The 21,223-nt window shown below is 36.3% G+C and carries 18 protein-coding genes and 1 riboswitch; of the genes, 1 reads left to right on the top strand and 17 read right to left on the bottom strand.

The features are described from left to right. Positions 1-129: 129 nt before the first annotated feature. Positions 130-1,026, top strand: a complete 897-nt coding sequence (gldA, locus tag ABEB31_RS05355; RefSeq protein ID WP_347050324.1) for a gliding motility-associated ABC transporter ATP-binding subunit GldA — start codon at positions 130-132, stop codon at positions 1,024-1,026. Between the two features lie 53 nt (positions 1,027-1,079). Here the strand turns inward: gldA and ABEB31_RS05350 are convergent, their stop codons facing one another. The 17 genes from ABEB31_RS05350 to ABEB31_RS05270 form a co-directional block, all read right to left on the bottom strand. Next, on the bottom strand, positions 1,080-1,844 hold the full coding sequence (locus tag ABEB31_RS05350) for a hypothetical protein (RefSeq protein WP_347050323.1): 765 nt from the start codon (positions 1,842-1,844) through the stop codon (positions 1,080-1,082). Between the two features lie 84 nt (positions 1,845-1,928). After that, complete coding sequence (locus ABEB31_RS05345) at positions 1,929-2,366, bottom strand: helix-turn-helix domain-containing protein (RefSeq protein ID WP_347050322.1); 438 nt, start codon at positions 2,364-2,366, stop codon at positions 1,929-1,931. A 728-nt stretch (positions 2,367-3,094) separates the two neighbouring features. Beyond that, positions 3,095-4,504 (bottom strand): pyridoxal phosphate-dependent decarboxylase family protein, encoded by a 1,410-nt coding sequence (locus tag ABEB31_RS05340; RefSeq protein ID WP_347050321.1) that lies wholly within the window; start codon positions 4,502-4,504, stop codon positions 3,095-3,097. A gap of 83 nt (positions 4,505-4,587) precedes the next feature. Further along, entirely contained in the window at positions 4,588-5,811 is a 1,224-nt protein-coding gene (locus ABEB31_RS05335; RefSeq protein ID WP_347050320.1) for a dicarboxylate/amino acid:cation symporter, read from the bottom strand. A gap of 71 nt (positions 5,812-5,882) precedes the next feature. Continuing rightward, the gene (locus tag ABEB31_RS05330; RefSeq protein WP_347050319.1) at positions 5,883-6,551 is read right to left on the bottom strand and encodes a class I SAM-dependent methyltransferase; all 669 of its coding nucleotides are present in this window, start codon (positions 6,549-6,551) and stop codon (positions 5,883-5,885) included. A gap of 97 nt (positions 6,552-6,648) precedes the next feature. Next, positions 6,649-7,605, bottom strand: coding sequence for a methylenetetrahydrofolate reductase [NAD(P)H] (metF, locus tag ABEB31_RS05325; RefSeq protein WP_347050318.1), 957 nt, complete (start codon positions 7,603-7,605; stop codon positions 6,649-6,651). 79 nt (positions 7,606-7,684) lie between these two features. Next, positions 7,685-10,360 (bottom strand): methionine synthase, encoded by a 2,676-nt coding sequence (gene metH / locus ABEB31_RS05320; RefSeq protein WP_347050317.1) that lies wholly within the window; start codon positions 10,358-10,360, stop codon positions 7,685-7,687. Between the two features lie 260 nt (positions 10,361-10,620). Continuing rightward, positions 10,621-11,079, bottom strand: coding sequence for a hypothetical protein (locus tag ABEB31_RS05315; protein WP_347050316.1), 459 nt, complete (start codon positions 11,077-11,079; stop codon positions 10,621-10,623). 24 nt (positions 11,080-11,103) lie between these two features. Further along, positions 11,104-12,102: a homocysteine S-methyltransferase family protein gene (locus ABEB31_RS05310; protein WP_347050315.1), complete on the bottom strand. Its 999-nt coding sequence runs from the start codon at positions 12,100-12,102 to the stop codon at positions 11,104-11,106. Between the two features lie 346 nt (positions 12,103-12,448). Then, a riboswitch (SAM riboswitch) is annotated at positions 12,449-12,564 on the bottom strand. A 215-nt stretch (positions 12,565-12,779) separates the two neighbouring features. Next, positions 12,780-12,914, bottom strand: a complete 135-nt coding sequence (locus ABEB31_RS05305; protein WP_347050314.1) for a hypothetical protein — start codon at positions 12,912-12,914, stop codon at positions 12,780-12,782. A gap of 296 nt (positions 12,915-13,210) precedes the next feature. Further along, positions 13,211-14,263: an NAD(P)/FAD-dependent oxidoreductase gene (locus ABEB31_RS05300; RefSeq protein ID WP_347050313.1), complete on the bottom strand. Its 1,053-nt coding sequence runs from the start codon at positions 14,261-14,263 to the stop codon at positions 13,211-13,213. Positions 14,264-14,362: 99 nt separating this feature from the next. Next, positions 14,363-14,944, bottom strand: a complete 582-nt coding sequence (locus ABEB31_RS05295; protein ID WP_347050312.1) for a precorrin-2 dehydrogenase/sirohydrochlorin ferrochelatase family protein — start codon at positions 14,942-14,944, stop codon at positions 14,363-14,365. Between the two features lie 127 nt (positions 14,945-15,071). Continuing rightward, the gene (gene cobA / locus ABEB31_RS05290; RefSeq protein WP_347050311.1) at positions 15,072-15,848 is read right to left on the bottom strand and encodes a uroporphyrinogen-III C-methyltransferase; all 777 of its coding nucleotides are present in this window, start codon (positions 15,846-15,848) and stop codon (positions 15,072-15,074) included. Further along, positions 15,841-17,931, bottom strand: a complete 2,091-nt coding sequence (locus ABEB31_RS05285; protein ID WP_347050310.1) for a nitrite reductase — start codon at positions 17,929-17,931, stop codon at positions 15,841-15,843. The genes cobA and ABEB31_RS05285 overlap by 8 nt, the downstream gene beginning before the upstream one ends. A 161-nt stretch (positions 17,932-18,092) precedes the next feature. Continuing rightward, on the bottom strand, positions 18,093-19,337 hold the full coding sequence (locus ABEB31_RS05280; RefSeq protein WP_347050309.1) for a sulfate adenylyltransferase subunit 1: 1,245 nt from the start codon (positions 19,335-19,337) through the stop codon (positions 18,093-18,095). Positions 19,338-19,455: 118 nt separating this feature from the next. Next, positions 19,456-20,355, bottom strand: a complete 900-nt coding sequence (cysD, locus tag ABEB31_RS05275) for a sulfate adenylyltransferase subunit CysD (RefSeq protein WP_012023580.1) — start codon at positions 20,353-20,355, stop codon at positions 19,456-19,458. Positions 20,356-20,501: 146 nt separating this feature from the next. Next, positions 20,502-21,212 carry a phosphoadenylyl-sulfate reductase gene (locus ABEB31_RS05270; protein ID WP_347050308.1) on the bottom strand — a complete coding sequence of 237 codons (711 nt, stop codon included), beginning with the start codon at positions 21,210-21,212 and terminating at the stop codon, positions 20,502-20,504. Positions 21,213-21,223 lie beyond the last annotated feature (11 nt).

Genomic DNA, 21,223 nt, shown 5'->3' with positions numbered 1-21,223 from the left:
TTTAAGTTTCCTTTAACAACAACAATGCCGTGAAAGACGAGACTCTTAATTTTTTTAAGAAATTCTTTAGAGCATAAAATGTAGTAATCAAAGCGATTTCTCTTTACTTTTGTAGCAAATAAAAAGTTCATGTCGATAGAAGTAAACAACATATCAAAAAGTTACGGCACACAAAAAGCATTAAATTCAATTTCTTTTAAAATTGAGAAAGGAGAAATCGTAGGATTCTTAGGACCAAACGGAGCCGGAAAATCAACTTTAATGAAAATTTTGACCACTTATTTATTGGCAGACGAAGGCTCAGCCCTTGTAAATGGTCACGATGTCATGACAAATCAAAAAGCGGTTCAGGGTTCTATTGGTTATCTTCCCGAGCATAATCCGTTGTATCTGGATTTGTATGTGCGTGAATATTTGGCATTTAATGCTGATGTTTATAAGGTTTCAAAATCCCGAATTGAAGAAGTAATTCAACTGACAGGACTGACACCGGAAAGCCATAAAAAGATTAGTCAGCTTTCTAAAGGATACCGCCAGCGCGTTGGTCTGGCAAATGCTTTACTCCATAATCCTGACGTTTTAATTTTGGACGAACCAACTACGGGTCTGGATCCGAATCAATTAATGGAAATTCGCAACGTCATTAAAAATGCCGGAAAAGATAAAACAGTTTTTTTATCGACACATATTATGCAGGAAGTTGAAGCCATCTGTGATCGTGTCATAATTATTGACAGAGGACAAATTGTTGCAGACAATAAACTGAACCATTTAGTATCTGCAAACAAAGAGCAAGTTATTGAAGTTGAGTTTGATTACAAAGTTGAGGAACAACTTTTGGCTAAGCTTGAAAATATTTCATCGTATGTTAATACACATGACATGATCTGGGAACTGACTTTTATTACAGAAAAAGATATGCGTCCTGCCATTTTTGATTTTGCTACTGAAAATGGTTTAAAAACATTACAATTAAATCAGAAAAATAAAAATCTGGAAGCCGTTTTTAGAGAAATCACGAAATAAGTTCCATTTTTATAAAACTAATAAGCTCATTTGACAACAAATGAGCTTTATTTTTATACCATTATTTTCTTTAAATATATCGTGAATAATAACGAGAGTAAAACTGCAGAAAATCTAAGCACATTTTTTAAAAACAAATTATTGATTGTTATCGAAGGCAGATTAGATTTGGTTCTAAAAAAGAAATCCACCAGTCGTTTATAATCTAATAACATTAAATACAAAACCCCGATAGTAAGCAATACCGACTGCATTAAAGCACCGGCATTCATATCATAAAAAATGTTGATTAACGTTAGATTTAAAAGCAAAGAAAATAAAATTACTGTTCCGGCAAGGAGCGTTTTTCTATATAACAACATGATGCCTCCAACAATTTGAATCAAGGCTATTATAATTCCAAAAGCTGGCGAATAGCCAAAATAGAACCAGGTGAGCCATTCGCCGCTCTGTTGATTCATGGGGTTTTTGGCGATTTCAGAAGGCACAATAAACTGAAGTCCGTAAAACTTTTTCCAGCCAAAAGCCATGACATTAAAAGCTGTACAATAACGTATTGCACTGTATAAAAACCCATAAATCTTTTGGGAACTGGTTTTTTCTTTTCTTTCCCTCCAGTGCCATATAAAAGGAAGAACAATTGATGCCGCAAGCGAAATTCCAATTATAGAAAAAACGAGAACCGGTGGCAGCCACGGAATATTTCCTCCGTTGCCGAGAAGTAAAAATAAAGCTGAAAATTCGAGTCCAAAAATTAAGGCGGCTAAAATTTTCTTTCCTAAAGAAGTAAAAAATTCGGAATTTGACTGTTCTGACATGTGTTTCTGGTTTGAGTTAATAGGTCCCAAATTTGAATATTAATCACGAACTGAATGTTCCAATGTATGCAGGCGAACTTCTTTTTACACTTTATTTTCTGCAACTGCATTTGCTTTTAAAAATTCGCGCGGAGAACAACCTGTATATTTTTTGAATGTAGTATTGAATGTTGTTTTGGAATTGAATCCTGACTCATAAGCAATTCCAAGAATATTCAACTGATTGTATCGGGTAGAAAGCAATAGTTTCTTTGCTTCTTCTATCCGGTATTTATTGACAAAGTTGTAGAAATTATCGCCGTACAATTCATTAATAGCAAACGATGTGTCATTACAGCTTGCATTGATACTTTTTGCTAAGGCAGGCAGATTTAATTGATTGTCTAAATACAACTTCCTCTCGTTCATGGATGTTTGCAATTGCAGATTCAATTCTGCCAGTCTTGATTCTGAAAGTCTTTTCGGGGTTTCTTTTTTATCGTTTATGCTTTCCTTTACATCTTCAGAATCTAATGTGTCCACATCAAAAATTTCTTTTTGCTGTAGAGAAAAGTAAGCCAGAAAAAACAAACTTATCAAATATATAAAAGGTGTAAATTGTATTAATTCTGTCACATTAAAAAACACAAGATTAAGCCAGCTTACTACGATTAATACTATCACCAACAAAAATGACCGCAGCCAGAGGAGATCTATAGTTGCTGTATCGGATGAGAAGTTCCGAATATTTTCAATGTGCTTTTCCAACCTCCAAAATGATAAAAACCAATATATTACAGTCTGTAGCGGCAATGCAGTTCCCAGTATAAAAAATACAATACGACCGGTTTCATAATTAAATTCGAAATTTTTGCCTGTTATAAAAAAAGGGAATCTAAAAAGGGCAAATACCAGAAAGGGCAAAAAATGCCATATCATCTTCTTATTAAATTTTTTATGTACAGAAGTAAAATACACTATACTTATATAGAGAAACGGCGCCGTGAGAAATCGAACCAGACCAATTATCTCAAATAATTTTGGATGCTGAACTTGAAATTTCTCATAAAATAACGGTATTTCTATCAGCGCGAGACCAACCGTTATTACAAATAAGCCGAGATATCTGTTTGCCGTTATATTTACTTTTCGGGGATGAGCAATAAGCAGAAATCCCAACAAAAAGGCAGCCCCAGAAGTAATTCCTATAATAATTGGAAAATTAATCATATAGATTATTTGCTAATTTTACTCATTCCGAAAATAATATTTTATACTCCTATATCTGCCAGAACAGCTTTCATTTCTTTTATGACCAGTCTGACATCTTCTTCTGTAGTTCGCCAATTTACAAACGAAGCCCTGATTCCTTTTCGGTTTTTATAAATTGTTGGTGTCATAAATACCTTTCCCGTATCGTTGAGCGTCATTAAAAACTGATTTACCTTCTCCTGATTGGATTCTCCTTTTAAGGTAAAACAAACATTATTTAATCGAATTGGGGCTAAAAGTTCAAAGTTTCCTTCTTCTATTAATTCGTTTCCAAAAATCAATGCCAATTGCGTATTGTTTTCTACAATGCTGCAAAAGCCTTCTTTTCCATACGCTTTAAGCGAAAACCAAACCGGAAGTGCCCGCAATCTTCTTGAGTTTTCCGGAACTACATTTAAATAATTAAAGTTTTCTAACGGATCTCCTAAATAAGGCGCATTCGAATTTTGAAAAGTTTCAATCTGCAGATTAATATGCTCTTTTTTAACCAAATAAAATGCGCTTTCGTAAGGAACATTCAGCCATTTATGACAGTCTATTGTAATACTGTCGGCACCTTGCCAGCCTTCAACCAAATGTTTGTATTTATTGGAAACTGCAGCAAAACCTCCAAAAGCAGCATCAATATGCCACCAGAAATTATATTTTTCTCTCAGTTTTAAAATGGCTTCAAAATCATCAAAATCCGCAGTATTTACTGTTCCGGCGCTCGAAATCAAAATAAAAGGTTCTCCTTTTAATGCCTGAATATTTCGTTCTAAGTCAGCAATATCTAGTGCTTCTCGATTGCCTTCTATTGTTTTTACAACGGTGTAATTTTGGCTTCCAATTCCCAACATAGAAAGTGCCTTAATGGAAGACGAATGAGGTGTTGCCGTGAGAATATTAATTTTCTCAGAAATTCCTTTTTTTGCAAAATCTTTTCCAAATTGTTTTCCAAACCATTGTCTGGCTACGCCTATGCAAGTAAAATTTGACATAGTTGCTCCGGTTACAAATCCGCCCAAAAAAGAATCCGGTAAGTCTAACAATTGGAGCAAAAGATTAATAGTTTCCAATTCTATCAAAGCCGATGTACCTCCCTGCCCTTTCACGGCTTGCGGATTCTGATCGTAAATGGTCGCCAGCCAATCGCCAACAATAGACGCAGGAGTTGAGCCTCCTGTTACAAATCCCCAATATCTCGGACCCGACGAGGCAACCATTAAAGGCGCTAATCTTTGATTGAATTCCTGTAGAGCTTCAATGGAACCCAAACCTAATTCATTTAATTCTCTTCTGCAATCAATCGTATAATTTTGAGAAGTGGAAATGTTTTGAATATCATTTAGATAATCAATTCCCTGCTGTTTTGTTTTTTCTAATATATTTTCGAAATCGTTTAGATCTTGTTGTAATATTGAATTCATAAGCTTACATATTAGTTATTCTCACGCAGACTGCGCGGACATAAAAGATTTGGAATTAGAGAATTGAAATTCTTCTACAATAGCTACCATTTCGTTTTCTCAGAAAATCTCGAAACCAGCATAGAAGAAATGACATCGCCGTTGGCGTTTAATAAAGTTGCAATTGGATCAACCAAAGTTCCAAGAATCATCGCAACCGGCAAGGCCTGCTCCATCGGGAAACCGTAAACAGTAATCGCCAGAACTTCGCCTATATAACCTCCGTTTGGTATTCCGCCTTCAACAATTGAAACAATTACGGTAATTCCTAATGCTAAAAGTATCGTTGAAGGTTCTGTGAAATCTTTTCCAAACATGGCAAACAGAAAAGTAATTTTTAAAATAGATGACATGCTTGAACCGTCTTTGTGCAAGGGCGCCCCAAGCGGAATTACCAAATTACGGACATGAGACGGAATTCCCATTTTTTGAGCCGCATCCAGATTGGCAGGAATCGTAGCAATACTGCTGCAAGTACCAATTGCAGTTAGAGATGGTGCGATATTATTACTCCAAAAGACTTTAAAAGCTCTTTTCCCTCCTGCGACAATTGCATATAAACTAAAAAAGGTAAAGAAATAGAATACGCAGGCAGCATAATAAACACCTAAAGGTTTTGCATAAATTCCGAACAATTGCGGTCCAAAGACGCCAACCTGATAAGCAAAATAAGCGCCTAAACCAATTGGTGCAAATTTCATTATAATGTTTAAAAGCTGTTTCATGACTTCATTTCCGGAGTCCAGAAAACTTTTAAAAGCATTTCCTTTTTCACCCGATTGCAATGTCGCAAAACCAATTAAAAAGGAAAAGATTATTAATGCCAGCATGCTTTTTCGCGAAAGCAGTTCAAAAAAATCATTTGTAGTAACCAATTGTGCAATCTGATCGCCAACAGATCCGGACTGAATATTTTCAACCGGAACTTTAGAAATTATCATATCCTGATGAATCGGGAATAGATAAACTGCAAGAATCATTACAATTGCAGATATAAGAAGTGTAGAAAGGAAAACTAAAAGCATTATGCCGAAAAGTTTCCCCAGTTTTTCTGTTCGTTCTAAATTAGCGATGGAAGAACCGATTGTAAAAAATATTAAAGGAATTATCGCTGTGAAAAGCAAATTCAGGAAAATATCTCCGATTGGTTTTATAACCTCAACTTTTTCTTTGAATAGTAATCCAAAAACACTTCCTATTATTATACCTCCAAGAAGCCATAAAATACTGCTGTAACTTTGTAGAAAATTGATTTTTTTTTCTTCCATATTTTTACAATTTAGAAACCACAATGAAACAATGAAAGTGCTGAAAGTTTGCTAATAAATGCAGCAGCAAATTAAAATGATTTGAAAGATTTCTCTAAAACAATAGTTGTAAAAGCCCTGTCGACCAATTCACCGGTTTTGCTTTTTACTTTTTCAGTCTGCGTTTCTTTGTAAACAATTTTAAAAGCCGATTTGCCAATTAAATCCTGTGCCTTCTCGGTACTATAGAGCTCAAATTCATATTGCGTGAAAGGAAGCGTTTTCATAAAACTTTCTTCAGCAAACGTTAGGCAGAAATTACCGTCTGGTTTTAAAACTCTATAAATTTCTGCAAGTAATTCTTCCGGTTTCTGCCAAAAATAAATGGTGTTTACTGTGAATACTTTATCGAAAGATTCGTCTTCAAACGGAATTTTATTTCCGTCATAAAGCGAAAAGAAAGCTTGCTTTTGAGAAACAAAATTTCTGTTTATTTGTCGGGCTTCCTGAAACATCAGTTCAGACATTTCTATGCCGTAATATTTTAATTCTTTCCCTTGTTCGAATAAGAATTCGACATGACCCGCATTTCCGTGACCCAATTCAAGAATTTTATTTTCTTTTGAAATATTTAGATTTTGAATGGAATGTTTAATCATATTGATGTTCGTTTCGTTCATCATATGGGCCATTTCTATTCCCTTTTCTCCGGAAGGATTCTTTAATTGAGAGGCAATTGCTTGTAATTCTTCTTGTTTCATAATATGAAATTTAAACTTCTAAATTAAGCAAAATCCAAATTCCAACTGAGATAACTTTGTCTAAGTTTAAAACTTTGACAAAGTTCTATACTACAAATTAAAAAACCTGACTCGCGATCTGTCTGATATTCTCAGATTTACCCATTGAATAATAGTGTAAAAAAGGAACTCCGGCTGCCTTTAATTCTAATGACTGCTGGATCGCCCATTCGATTCCGACTTGCTTAATTTCAGCATTATTTTTGCATTTATCAACGGCATCGATTAGATCTTCCGGTAAATCGATTCTGAAAATTTGTGGCAGAACCTGTAAATGTCTTTGCACTGCAATTGGTTTAATTCCGGGAATAATCGGAATTGTAATTCCCATTTCTCTTGCCTTTTCTACAAAAGCAAAATATTTAGAATTATCAAAAAACATCTGTGTCACCACATAATCTGCACCGGCATCTACTTTTTCTTTTAATCTTTTTAAATCTGACTGTAAAGATGGTGATTCTAAATGTTTCTCCGGATAACCAGCCACGCCAATACAAAAATCAGCTTTGTTGTCGACATCCATAACTTCGTGCAAATACTTTCCACAATTCAAATCGTTGATTTGTCGCACCAAATCTATTGCATAATGGTTTCCGCCTGCTTTAGGAACAAAAGATTGTTCGTCCTTCATCGCATCACCTCTAAGTGCCATGACATTGTTGATTCCCAAATAATGACAGTCAACCAGCATATATTCTGTTTCTTCCTGTGTAAATCCGCCGCACAGTAAATGTGGCACCGTGTCTACATTGTATTTATGTTTTATAGAAGCACATATTCCAAGCGTCCCCGGGCGCATACGAGTTAGTTTTTTATCTAAAAGTCCGTTACCGCGATCGATATAAATATACTCTTCACGCGAAGTAGTTACATCAATAAACGGCGGTTTAAACTCCATTAACGGATCGATGTTATCGTACAATTCCTGAATGCTTTTCCCTTTTTGAGGCGGAATAATTTCAAATGAGAATAATGTTTTTCCTTTTGCGTTTTCTATATGTTCTGTTACTTTCATTTTAAGTCTTAAAGTTGTAAAGTCCAAAGTCCAAAGTCTTTTCCTCTCGGACTTTTGACTTTCGACTTTATGACTATATTTAGTCTGCTATATTAGGATTTAACCATTTCATTGCGTAATCCAGCGGTACATTTCGGCGTTTGGCGTAATCTATAACCTGATCTTCTTTGATTTTTCCGAGGCCAAAATACCTGCTTTTCGGATTTCCAAAATAATATCCGGAAACAGAAGAAGCCGGCCACATCGCCATACTTTCTGTTAAGGTTACTCCGATTTGTTTTTCAACATCCAAAAGCTTCCAAATCGTTGGTTTTTCCAAGTGATCCGGACAAGCTGGATAACCCGGAGCCGGACGGATTCCTTTATAATTTTCTTTGATCAATTCTTCATTGGTCAAAGATTCTTCTTTATCATAACCCCAGAAATCTTTACGTACTCTCTCGTGAAGATATTCGGCGAAAGCCTCAGCAAAACGATCTGCCAATGCTTTTACCATGATCGAATTATAATCGTCAAGATTTTTCTCGTATTCTGCAGCCCATTCGTCAACACCAAAACCGGTTGTTACACAGAAAGCCCCCATATAATCGTCGATACCACTTTCTTTTGGCAAAATAAAATCGGCTAAAGCTGGATTTGGAGCGCCTTTTGTTTTTTGAGATTGAACTCTCAAAGTCAAAAACTTCTCTAAAACTTTTCCGTTTTCATCTCGCAATTCGATATCGTCGTCATTTACCTGGTTACATGGAAAAATTCCGTAAATACCTTTTGCTTTTAGTTTTTTCTCTTCCAGAATTACTTTAAGCATCGCCTGAGCATCTGCAAAAACAGAAGTTGCTTGTTCACCCACAACCTCATCCGTCAAAATTGCAGGATATTTTCCATACAATTCCCAAGTCTGGAAAAATGGTGTCCAGTCGATATACGGAACTAAAACATCCAGTTCAATTTCGATAGTTTGTGTGCCAATTTTCTTTGGTTTCGTCGGAGTATATTCAGACCAATCCAATTGCAATTTATTTTTACGCGCATCTTCAATTGTCAGGAAGTTTTTATCTCTCGAACGATTTAAAAACGTTTCTCTAAACGAATCGTATTCTGCACGAATATCTGCTGCATATATTTTTCGGTTATGATCTAACAGATTCCCTGCAACCGTAACGGCTCTGGAAGCATCGTTTACGTGAATTACCGTTTCTCTGTACTGAGGCGCGATTTTCACGGCCGTATGCGCACGCGAAGTGGTTGCCCCGCCAATCATAATCGGGATTTTTATTCCTTGTTTGTCTAGTTCTTTGGCTAAGTAAACCATTTCGTCAAGCGAAGGCGTGATCAATCCGCTTAAGCCGATAATGTCAACTTCATGTTCAATTGCCGCTGCAATGATTTTCTCTGGAGGAACCATTACACCTAAATCTACAATCTCGTAATTATTACAAGCCAAAACCACCGAAACGATGTTTTTACCAATATCGTGAACGTCACCTTTTACAGTCGCCATTAAGATTTTTCCGTTTCCGGATTTGTCTCCGGCTTGTTTACTGGCTTCGATAAATGGCAATAAATAAGCAACGGCTTTTTTCATTACACGAGCCGATTTTACTACCTGAGGCAGGAACATTTTTCCGCTTCCGAATAAATCTCCAACGACATTCATTCCCGTCATCAAATTGATTTCGATCACTTCGATTGGTTTTGTCGCTGCCAGACGTGCTTCTTCTACATCTTCTTCAATAAAAGCATCAATTCCTTTTACCAACGAATGTGTAATACGATCCTGAACCGAACCTAAACGCCATTCCTGAATTGCTTTTTCATCGCTTTTTACTTCGCCTTTTACATTTTCTGCAAAATCCAAAAGTCTTTCTGTAGCATCATCGCGTCGGTCAAGAATTACGTCTTCTACGTGTTCTAATAAATCTTTTTCAATATCATCGTAAATCGTCAACATTTCTGGGTTAACGATTCCCATTGTCATTCCGTTTTTGATGGCGTGATATAAGAAAACTGAGTGCATCGCTTCACGAACGTGATCGTTTCCTCTAAAAGAAAACGAAACGTTGCTCACTCCACCACTTATATGTGCGTGAGGCAAATTATCGCGAACCCATTTTGTTCCTCTAAAAAAGTCCAAAGCATTTAAGCGATGTTCCTCCATTCCCGTTGCCACCGGGAAAATATTTAAATCGAAAATAATATCCTGTGGAGGAAAACCAACCTGGTTCACCAAAATATCATACGAACGCTGACAAATTTCAACACGACGATCGTAATTATCGGCCTGACCTACTTCGTCAAACGCCATGATAATTGCTGCCGCCCCGTAACGTTTAATCAGTTTAGCATGATGAATAAAAGCTTCTTCTCCTTCTTTTAACGAAATCGAGTTTACGACACTTTTTCCCTGAACTACTTTTAGACCCGCCTCGATAATTTCCCATTTCGAACTGTCGATCATAATCGGCACTCGGGAAATATCCGGTTCCGCCGCAATTAAGTTTAGAAATTTCGTCATGGCAGTAACACCATCCAGCATTCCTTCGTCCATATTAATGTCGATGATCTGTGCTCCACCTTCTACCTGTTGTCTTGCAATGTCAAGCGCCTCATCATACTTCTCTTCCTTGATTAGTCGCAGAAATTTTCGCGAACCCGTTACGTTTGTACGCTCACCAACGTTTACAAAAACGCTTTCCGGCGTAATAATCAACGGTTCTAATCCTGCTAATACAAGGTCTCTTCTTTTTTCAGTCATTTTCTTTTAAGTTACTGAGATTCTTAGATACTAAGATTCTGAGTTTTTTTATTCTTTATTTCTTTCCTGCTCCCGAGGCTTCGGGACAAAACCTTGTAGGTCTTTACGTTTTCTAATAATCTTATTTTGGGCGTGATTCGCCGCGGCGAACCGGGCTATCCGTTGCAAGTCCTCACTCTTCCTTCGTCAGGCTGTGAGCTTTCCACTGCTATCCTTCACGCGGTTTTAGGTTTCATAAGAGATTCATTATCTTTCTTTTCTCAATTATCTCCTTTATATTCGATCTGCCAGTTAAGACTATCCAATTTCTCAAGAGTGATAAAATATTTTTTACTATAAATATTTTTGGCAAAAATTGTTTTCCAACTGTACTTATCTACACTATCTTTCTCTACTACAAACAACCTTGCTTTTTTATCTTCTAAATTTTGAAAATAATTATCCCAATATCTAGGTCTATCATGATTTGCACTCATTTTCCCACTCATTATTTCCTCAAAAATAAATGGGGGATCATAATCTCCTCTTTTACTTTCATTAAAATCATCTTGATATTCATAATAAAAGCCTGAATTATTCATACTATCATTTTCGGATAAAATGCTATATATTATTTTGTGAGAACTATTTTTAATAATCAATTCTCTTGTATCTAATTTATCACACGAACAAAAATTAAGCAAAATAAAAACCAAAAGAATTTGTCTGTATTTTAGCATAAGTATTTTTCCTAATAAGTTAAATTATGCTAAAACCGGCGCCACTCTAGGCTTATAATCCTTAGCAACCTCAGCCATTAATCGAATATGATCTGGTGTTGTTCCGCAACATCCACCGATTATGTTGATTAAATTATCATCTAAATATTCTTTGATGAAAGCCTGAGTTTGTTCTGGTGTTTCATCGTATTGTCCGAATGCGTTGGGCAATCCTGCATTTGGATGCGCCGATACATTGAATTGTGTATGTTGTGCTAATGTTTTTAAATAGGGTTTCAACAAATCGGCTCCTAAAGCGCAGTTGAAACCAACACTCAATAACGGAATATGCGAGACTGAGATTAAAAACGCTTCTACAGTTTGCCCGGAAAGCGTTCTTCCTGAAGCATCTGTAATCGTTCCTGAAACCATGATTGGCACATCGATATTACGTTCGTCTTTTACTTCTTCTATGGCAAAAAGCGCAGCTTTTGCGTTTAAAGTATCAAAGATTGTTTCTACTAAAAGTAGATCGCAGCCTCCGTCTAATAAAGCTTCTACTTGTTGTTTGTAGGCGATTCTTAAATCGTCAAACGTAACGGCTCTGTAACCCGGATCGTTTACGTCTGGCGACATACTTGCCGTACGGTTTGTTGGTCCGATGGAACCTGCTACGAAACGTGGTTTTGCCGGATTTTTAGCGGTGAATTCGTCTGCTACTTCACGGGCAATTTTAGCCGATTCGTAGTTTAATTCGTAGACCAGATCCTCCATGAAATAATCGGCCATACCGATTGTGGTTCCCGAGAATGTATTGGTTTCTACAATATCTGCGCCGGCTTCGTAATATGCGGCGTGTACAGCGCGAATGGCCTGTGGTTGTGTCAGGGATAATAAATCGTTGTTTCCTTTTAAAGGATGCGGAAAATCTTTAAAACGTTCACCACGAAAATCTTCTTCTGAGAAGTTGTAGCGTTGTAACATGGTTCCCATTGCTCCGTCGAGGATCAGGATTCTTTCTTTTATTGCTTCTTTTATTGACATATTATTTTGTCTTTTGCCACGAAGACGCTAAGACACTAAGCTTTTTTTAAAATTTAATCTTGCAGTTAAACCTGGCGGGTTTTTAAAACCCGTCAGGTTTGAACTCAAATGATTTGTTTTAATTTGTTTCCAAAAGTTCACAATTGCTGGCTCTTTAGCCCCGATGGGAGCAAATATCCTTTTATTCTGGTCCCGAAGCATCGGGACAGAATAAAAGATATTGTGGACAGCGGGAACCCATGACGGCAAAAATGCGCCAATGATTCGCTCCTTTCACTAAATATTATTCGGTGAAATTATGTTGTAATGTTGTCAGGAAAGGTTTTGAGAAATACTTTTTGTATTTGTGTTATCTATCTTAAATACTGTGTTTATAGTATAAAGTAGAATTTAGCACCTTCTTTATGGTAAAGGGTTGCTAAGGTTTCATTGGGTCTATCCCTCCGCCTTTCGTGATAACTGTCAATAAAATTATGAACGGTGCAAAGTAACGACATACGCACAACAATTGCAAGTGTTTTTTAAAGTTTCTAAGTCGCTGAGATACTAAGCTTCTAAGCCTGAAATTTGGAAACAAAAAAAGCTCCAACTTTATTTCAAGTTGGAGCTTTTGTTTGATTTTTTTCGGTTTCAACTCAACGATTTGAGCGTATGGTTCCCTTTGCCAGAATGTTTGTTTAAAAACTTCTGTCCCAATTTAAAAATGTATTCATGACTTCCTGATGATCTGTAATTTCATTTTCTGCCATTCTTATCTCATTTTCAATTTTTGCCTTTTCTTCTGGTAATTTTTCCTCACTCCAATTGTTCATAGTAGATAATTTTTTAATACATGTCTCAAGTTAGCATTTTTATTTTAATTCTTCAAATGCAAGACCAATTTTTATTTTATGTTACAAAGTTACTATGCCTTAACCTGACGAAAAAGGAAGCGAGATTAAGTTAATGTGATTTTTTTGAAGACTCTAAGTTTCTGAGCTTCTAAGAGGCTAAGTTTTTGAATTCTGAATTTAAATTTGCCGCAATAAAAAGCCCAAACTTTAAAAAAGTTTGGGCTTACTATTTAAAAACTTAGTCGCTTAGCAACTTAGAACCTTAGCACCTCAGATTAAACAATCGCTTTCACAACTGCTTTCGGCGCTTCTTTACGTGTTCCGTCGAAACCGTCTACTCCTGAAACTGTTGTATATTTCAATACATATTTTTTACCTGGATTAACAATGGCGTATGCGGCCTGACACATTAAAGTAGCTTCGTGGAAACCACAAAGAATTAGCTTTAACTTTCCAGGATATGTATTTACGTCGCCAATTGCGAAGATTCCCGGAATATTAGTCTGGTAATCCAAGGCATTGTTTACTTTGATTGCATTTTTCTCAATTTCTAATCCCCAGTCTGCGATTGGTCCTAATTTTGGAGTTAGTCCGAAAAGCGGAATGAAATAATCGGTTTCGATTTTACGGTGTGCTCCGTTTTCTTCGATATCCAACGATTCTACGTGCTCTGCACCATTGATTCCGATCACTTCTGCCGGAGTGATTAGTTTAATTTTTCCGGCTGATTTTAGTTCCTGTACTTTTTCTACAGAATCAAGAGCTCCTCTAAATTCGTTTCTTCGGTGAATTAAAGTTACTTCTGAAGCTACATTTGCAAGGAAAATTGACCAGTCTAATGCTGAATCTCCTCCTCCTGCAATAACCACTCTTTTGTCTCTGAATTTCTCCGGATTTTTAATGAAATATTTTACTCCTTTATCTTCATAAAACTCGATATCTTCTATAAGCGGTTTACGAGGCTCAAAACTACCTAAACCTCCGGCGATTGCAATAACCGGCGCATGGAATTTTTTACCTTTATTTGAGGTTACGATAAAACTTCCGTCTTCCTGCTTTTCGATTGTTTCAGCACGTTCTCCTAATGTAAAACCTGGTTCAAATTGTTTAATTTGTTCCATTAATCCGTCAACTAGATCGCCTGCTAATACTTCCGGGAATCCGGGAATATCGTAGATTGGTTTTTTCGGATAAAGTTCTGATAGTTGTCCGCCCGGCTGTGGCAAAGCGTCCAGAATGTGGCATTTTAATTTTAACAATCCTGCCTCAAAAACGGCAAATAAACCTGTTGGTCCTGCTCCAATTATAAGTATATCTGTTTTAATCATTATGGTTGTTGTTTATAATCATTCTTAATAACACAAAGAAACGAATAATTTATTCTATTGACAATGATTTTTATCATTGATTTCCCTGCTATTCTGTTTTTACTCCTTATTCTTTAATGAAGCCGTGATTTCATTCATTCTTTTAACCTTATCTTCAAAATCACCTTTTAGCGTTTTTCTGTATTCATTGAGGTTTTCGACCATTTCATTGATATCTTCCGGAATGACTTCTTCAAAAAATTCGCGAAGTCTTTTTGCCGTTGTGGGCGATTTTCCGTTGGTCGAAATCGCAATTTTTACATTTCCTTTTGTTACGATTCCGCCCAGATAATAATCACATAAATCTGGCGTATCGGCTATGTTGCAAATCAAATAACGCTTTCTTGCTAAATCGTATACTTTTTTATTGACTTCTAAATCGTCTGTACAGGCGATTACCATGTGGCGCTTTTTGAGCATTCTTTTCTTAAACTTCGACTGCGTTAATGTTATTGATGGATGCTTTTCTGCTAAAACTTTTATTTCTAAATGAAAGTCTTTCGACACGACCTCAACATTGGCATTTGGACTCGACTTTAATAAAAAAGAAAGCTTTTCTAATCCAACGTTTCCTCCGCCAACAATCAAGACATTTAGATTGTGGAGTTTTAAAAATATCGGATATAATTCGTTTTGTTCCATTTTAATTTTTTGTTCGTCGAAATTACGAAAATCTGACGTTACAATATTTGGTCGGATTAAAATCCGATTTTTATGTGCTGCGCGTTCAATCCTATCGTTCCAAGGGTTGAAACCGTGGGCTATGTTTTTATTTTGCGATTTCTTTGGATAGAAATTCTTCGTAGAAACCTTTTAGTTTATGACTGGCTTTAACCACTTCTCCAAGCACAATAATTGCCGGCGAACTCAGGTCTTGTTGTTTTACAATTTCTACAATAGAATTTACTGTTCCAACGCCCACTTTTTCTTCTGTTGTTGTTCCGTTTTGAATGATCGCTACGGGCAAATCGCCTTTATTTTCTTGTTGAAATAATGCAACAATTTCGTTCAGTTTATGCATTCCCATTAAAATCACAACAGTTGCTGACGATTTTGATGCCAAAGCAACATCTGCAGATAATTTTCTGTCGGATGTTGTTCCGGTGATCGCCCAAAAGCTTTCTGAAACGCCTCTTTTGGTAATAGAAATTCCGAGACTTGCCGGAACTGCTACTACCGAAGATATTCCGGGAATTACTTTTGTTTCAATTCCGAAGCTTTCTGCGAATTCTATTTCTTCGCTTCCTCTGCCAAAAATAAACGGATCTCCACCTTTTAGTCTGACAACATTCCCATAAGTCAGCGCGTTATCAACAATCAATTGATTAATCTGATCCTGCGTATAACTGTGATTTCCTTTTCGTTTTCCAACAAAAATCCTGATGGCATTTTTGGGTGCGTACTCTAATATTTCGTCATTGGCAAGTGCATCGTACAAAACCACTTTCGCTTCAGCAAGTGCTTTTACGGCTTTTAGCGTAAGCAAATCCGGGTCTCCAGGGCCGGCGCCAACTAAAGTTACTTTGGGTTTTATGGTATTATGCATTTGCTAATTCTTGTGCTCTGTATTTTTCTATGATTGCAAAAAATGCAATTCCTTCTTCAATGTATTGTTTTGCAAAAGCTTCCGTTGGTTCATTTTTATTGATTTGATAAACCAATTCGTTAAACGTTGTCGGCAAACCAATTTTAGCGCTTTCAACAAAAACCTTATCAAATAAATCAACGATTCCCGCGTGGTTGTTTGTTTTTTCATTTTCAGAAAGTAACAATGCTTTTGCACCGTTTACAAATCCTGCGTAAGCGTGATAAATCGCATCTGCCCATTTTCCTTCATCGAAAGATTCCTGAGCGAAAGTCAATTTGTCTTTTGCTTCTAATAATAAAGTAGCAACCAAATCAATTACAACTCCGGCACATTCTCCAACTCCAACCGCTTTTACATAATTGTCTGCGTTACCCCAATCGATAAAATCAGCTTCTGTAAGGTTGGTTACATCTGCGAAAGGTTTTAAGATTTCGTAGAAATATTTCTCTCCTTTTGCATCATAGTAATTAAGGAATTTTTCTCCGTTTGCATTTGCATCAAAATCATTTAGGATTGTACGTAATGCATCTGGTCCTCTTCTGCTTGGAATTTTAATTACTTTATCAGCAAAACGTCCTTCTCCGTTTCCTAATCTTCCTCCACCCAACAAAACCTGCAACGCTGGCGCTACTAATTTTCCTGAGTTGATAGACATTCCCTGAAAACCAATTGCAGACATATTATGTTGTCCGCAGGCATTCATACAACCCGAAATTTTAATCTCGATTTCCTGGTTATTTTTGTACTGAGGATATTCAGCATTGATTACTTTTTCTAACTCTTCAGCTATACCGGTACTACTTGCAATCCCCAAATTACAAGTATCTGTACCCGGACAAGCTGTAATATCCATCGTTGAATTATAGCCTAAATGAACAAAGTCCAACTTGGCTAATTCCTGATAAAAGAAAGGAAGATTCTCTTCTTTTATATGGCGGATTACAATATTTTGACGCAATGAAAAACGTAATTCATTGGCTCCGTAATTTTTAATTAATTCGGCTAATGCTCTGGCTTTATCGGTATAAAAATCTCCCAATAAAACTTTGATTCCGATAGCGTAATAACCGGCTTGTTTTTGTGCAATTACATTTGAAGCTTTCCATGTTTCATAAGCTTCTTTGTCTTCAATTGTAACTTGCGGAACAGCTAATAAGGGTTCCGGAATCGGACCGTCAAAAGCGGTTGTATCTATTTCGTACGTTTCAAAGGCGATTGCTTTTTTCTCTTTTTCAACTAAATCTAAAAAGACATCTTTTCCGATTTCTTTAATTAAGAATTTCATACGTGCTTTCATTCTTTTGGCACGTTCTCCGTATCTATCAAAGATCCTGATAATTCCTTCAGCTGTTGGAATAATTTCGTTTACCGGAACAAATTCTGAAAGTAATTCAGCATGTGCCGGTTGAGATCCTAAACCTCCTCCGAACATGATTTTAAATCCGCGTTGCCCGTCTTTAATTTTCGGAATAAATCCTAAATCGTGTAAATAACTCAAAGCCGTATCTTCGTCTGAAGAAGAGAACGAAATTTTGAATTTACGTCCCATTTCCTGACAGATTGGGTTTCTCAACAAATATTGAAACATGCCGTGTGCATAAGGCGAAACATCAAATGGTTCGTTTACATCTACACCGGCCAATTCGCTTCCTGTAATATTTCTCACGGTGTTTCCACAAGCTTCACGCAATGTAATATCGTCTTTAGCCAGATTTGCCCAAAGCTCAGGAGTTCTGTCTAAACTTACATAGTGAATCTGAATATCCTGACGCGTCGTAATGTGCAGACGCCCAGTAGAATATTCGTCAGAAACTTTTGTGATACGTACCAATTGCTCGCTGGTTACTTTACCGTAAGGCAATTTTATACGGATCATTTGTACACCTTCCTGGCGTTGTCCGTAAATTCCACGCGCCAAACGAAGACTACGAAAACGCTCATCATCAATTTTTCCTCCACGGAATAAGTGAATTTTTTTCTCTAAATCGATGATCTCCTTTTGTACGATCGGATTTTCTATTTCTGTTCTAAAACTTTCCATTTCTTTTACGCTTTAAGCTTTAAGCTGTACGCCTTAAGCTTTATTAACTTTGTGGTTTCTTTCTTTAAGCTTTGGCAATGCGCCTTAAGCTTATTTCATAATTTATCATCCATTTTTTGCTAAAAGCTTACAGCTTAAAGCTTATTGCTTACAGCAGGTTTTTACCTAATGAATCCTACTCCTGCAGTTGTATTTGTTGCAGTGTCAATTAAAATAAAAGCTCCGTTTGATTTGTTGTCGTTATAGGCATCAAAATATAAAGGTTTACTTAGTTTGATACTTACTTCTCCGATTTCGTTGATCGCTAATTGCGAAGCTTCTTTTGTCCCTGAATAATCAGTTGAGATTGTATTTTTAATACTTTCTACTTTTGCCAAAACTCTGTTGGTATTGTGTTGTATCAAATATTTTGTGCCGGCAACCAGTTTTTTGCTGTCCATCCAGCAAACTGTTGTTGTAATATTTTTTTCAATTTTTGGAAGCTCATCTGATTTTACAATCATATCACCTCTCGTTACATTGATATCATTTTCCAATTCTATTGTAATCGATGAACCTGCAACAGCTTCATCAAATGTTTTATCGAAGAAATGAATTTTTGAAACTTTTGATTCTGTTAATGAAGGAAGAACCGTTACCGCATCTCCAACTTTAATAGAATTTCCATATAATTTTCCAGCGTAACCTCTAAAATCGTGATATTCTTCCGTTTTCGGACGAATAACAGTCTGAACCGGGAAACGTGCCTTTCCTGCTTCGTAAACATCATGAGAATGTAATCCTTCTAAATGTTCCAAAACAGTTTGTCCGTCGTACCAAGGCATATTTTCTGATTTGTCCACCACGTTTCCACCATTAATAGCACTTAATGGAATGTAACTTACATTTTGTTCCTTGAAAGTACTTTTTGCATTTAAGGCCTGAAAATCTGCTTTGATTTTATTGAAAACTTCTTCTGAATAATCAACTAAATCCATTTTGTTGATGGCAACGATTACCTCTTTTACTCTCAATAAATTATTGATAAAAAAGTGACGGTAAGTCTGCTCAATTACACCTTTTCTGGCATCGATCAAAATAATAGAAACCTGAGAAGTCGAAGCTCCTGTAACCATGTTTCTCGTATATTCTACGTGTCCCGGAGTATCGGCAATAATGTAACTTTTCTTTGCAGTAGAAAAATAAATGTGTGCAACGTCAATCGTGATTCCCTGCTCTCTTTCTGCTACTAAACCATCTGTAGCCAAAGAAAAATCAAGATAATCGTATCCTTTTTGTTTACTGCTTTTCTCGATTGCTTCGATTTTATCTGTTGTCAACGATTTTGTATCGTACAATAATCTTCCGATCAAAGTACTTTTTCCGTCATCTACACTTCCTGCTGTTGCTATTTTTAAAACGTCCATTTTATATTTTGTTTCTCCCGAAGCCTCGGGATAAAGTTTCAGGTTTAATGTTCTCTCGAAACTTTATTCTGTTATGTTTTTTGATTCTTCTAACTTCTAACTCTTAACTTTTAACTTATTAAAAGTATCCTTGTTGTTTTCTTTTCTCCATCGCGGCCTCAGATCTTTTATCATCGATTCTGGCTCCTCTTTCTGAGATTGTTGATGATCTGATTTCGCCTACAACTTCTTCAATTGTCGCTGCGTAAGATTCAACAGCCGCTGTACAACTCATATCTCCAACGGTTCTGAAGCGAACAATTCTTTCTTCGATTTGTTCGTCTTCTTCCTGGTACACAAAAGGAGAATGCGACCAGATTAAACCGTCTCTCAAAAAAACTTTTCTTTTATGTGAAAAATAGATCGAAGGAATCTCTATATTTTCTTTTTCGATATAACTCCAAACATCTAATTCTGTCCAGTTTGAAATTGGAAAAACACGAACGTTTTGACCATTTTCGATTTTTCCATTCAAAATATCAAACAACTCAGGTCTTTGATTTTTCTCGTCCCATTGTCCGAAATCATCACGAACAGAGAAAATACGTTCTTTAGCTCTTGCTTTTTCTTCATCACGACGCGCACCGCCTATACAAGCATCAAATTTAAATTCTTCGATTGCATCTAAAAGTGTAGTCGTTTGTAAGCTGTTTCTACTAGAATATTTTCCGGTTTCTTCAACTACTTTTCCTTCATCAATAGCATCCTGAACATTACGAACGATCAATTCTAACCCTAATTCTTCAACCAATTTATCTCTGAAAGCAATTGTTTCAGGAAAATTATGTCCCGTATCAACATGCAATAGAGGAAACGGAATTTTAGCAGGAAAAAATGCTTTTTGTGCCAAACGCACTAATGTTATAGAATCTTTTCCTCCAGAGAAAAGTAAAACCGGTTTGTCAAACTGTGAAATTACTTCTCTGAAAATGTATATTGCTTCACTCTCTAAAGCGTTTGTTTTTAATACTGAACTCATTGTTGTTTTTGTTTGATATTTTATTTGTGAAATTTGTTTCAGGTTTAAAGTTTCAAGCTTTACCTAATCTAAAATCTTCACTCTTTATTCTATTCTCTATATTCTATTCTCTTGAAGAAGTCTTGCCTCTAGCTTCTTTCTTCTTCTTAGTCTTTTTTCGCACTGTGAAGCCCACATTCTTTATGACTTGATTCCCACCACCATCTTCCGGCTCTGATATCTTCGCCTGGGAAAATTGCTCTTGTACAAGGCGCACATCCGATGCTTACAAAACCTTCTTTATGAAGAGCATTCTGCGGAACATTAAATTCTTTCAGATGATTTTCTACTTCTTCTAAAGTCCATTTTAATAACGGATTGAATTTAATGATTTCAAAACCTCCGTCGTATTCAAACAGATTTAAATCGTGTCTGTTTTCTGATTGCTCGGCTCTTAAACCTGTAATCCAGACTGCATTTCCTGCTAAAGCTTTTCTAAGCGGAATCACTTTTCGGATGAAACAGCATTCTTTTCTGTTCTCAACCGAATCGTAAAAGCTGTTCGGGCCTTTTGTCTGAAGTAAATTTTCTACCGCTGTTGCTTCCGGAAAATAAACCTCTATTTGTTTTTTGTACTTTTTTAATGTTCTGTGAAAAACATCATAGGTTTCCTGAAATAACCTTCCTGTATCTAAAGTAAAAACCTTAATAGCAATATCATTTTTGAAAATGAAATCAGTTATCACCTGATCTTCCTGTCCAAATGAAGTGGAAAAAATTACCTGATTTGGATATTTTTCTGCCAGAAAACGTAACGTTTGTTCTAACGAAAAATCTTTTGTTTGTTCTAATAATGACTCTACAATTGTCGCACTCATATTCTTTCCTT

Origin of the sequence: Flavobacterium olei (genome assembly GCF_039749035.1) — a bacterium.
GTDB lineage: Bacteria > Bacteroidota > Bacteroidia > Flavobacteriales > Flavobacteriaceae > Flavobacterium > Flavobacterium olei.
This window is presented reverse-complemented; position numbering and strand designations above follow the sequence as displayed.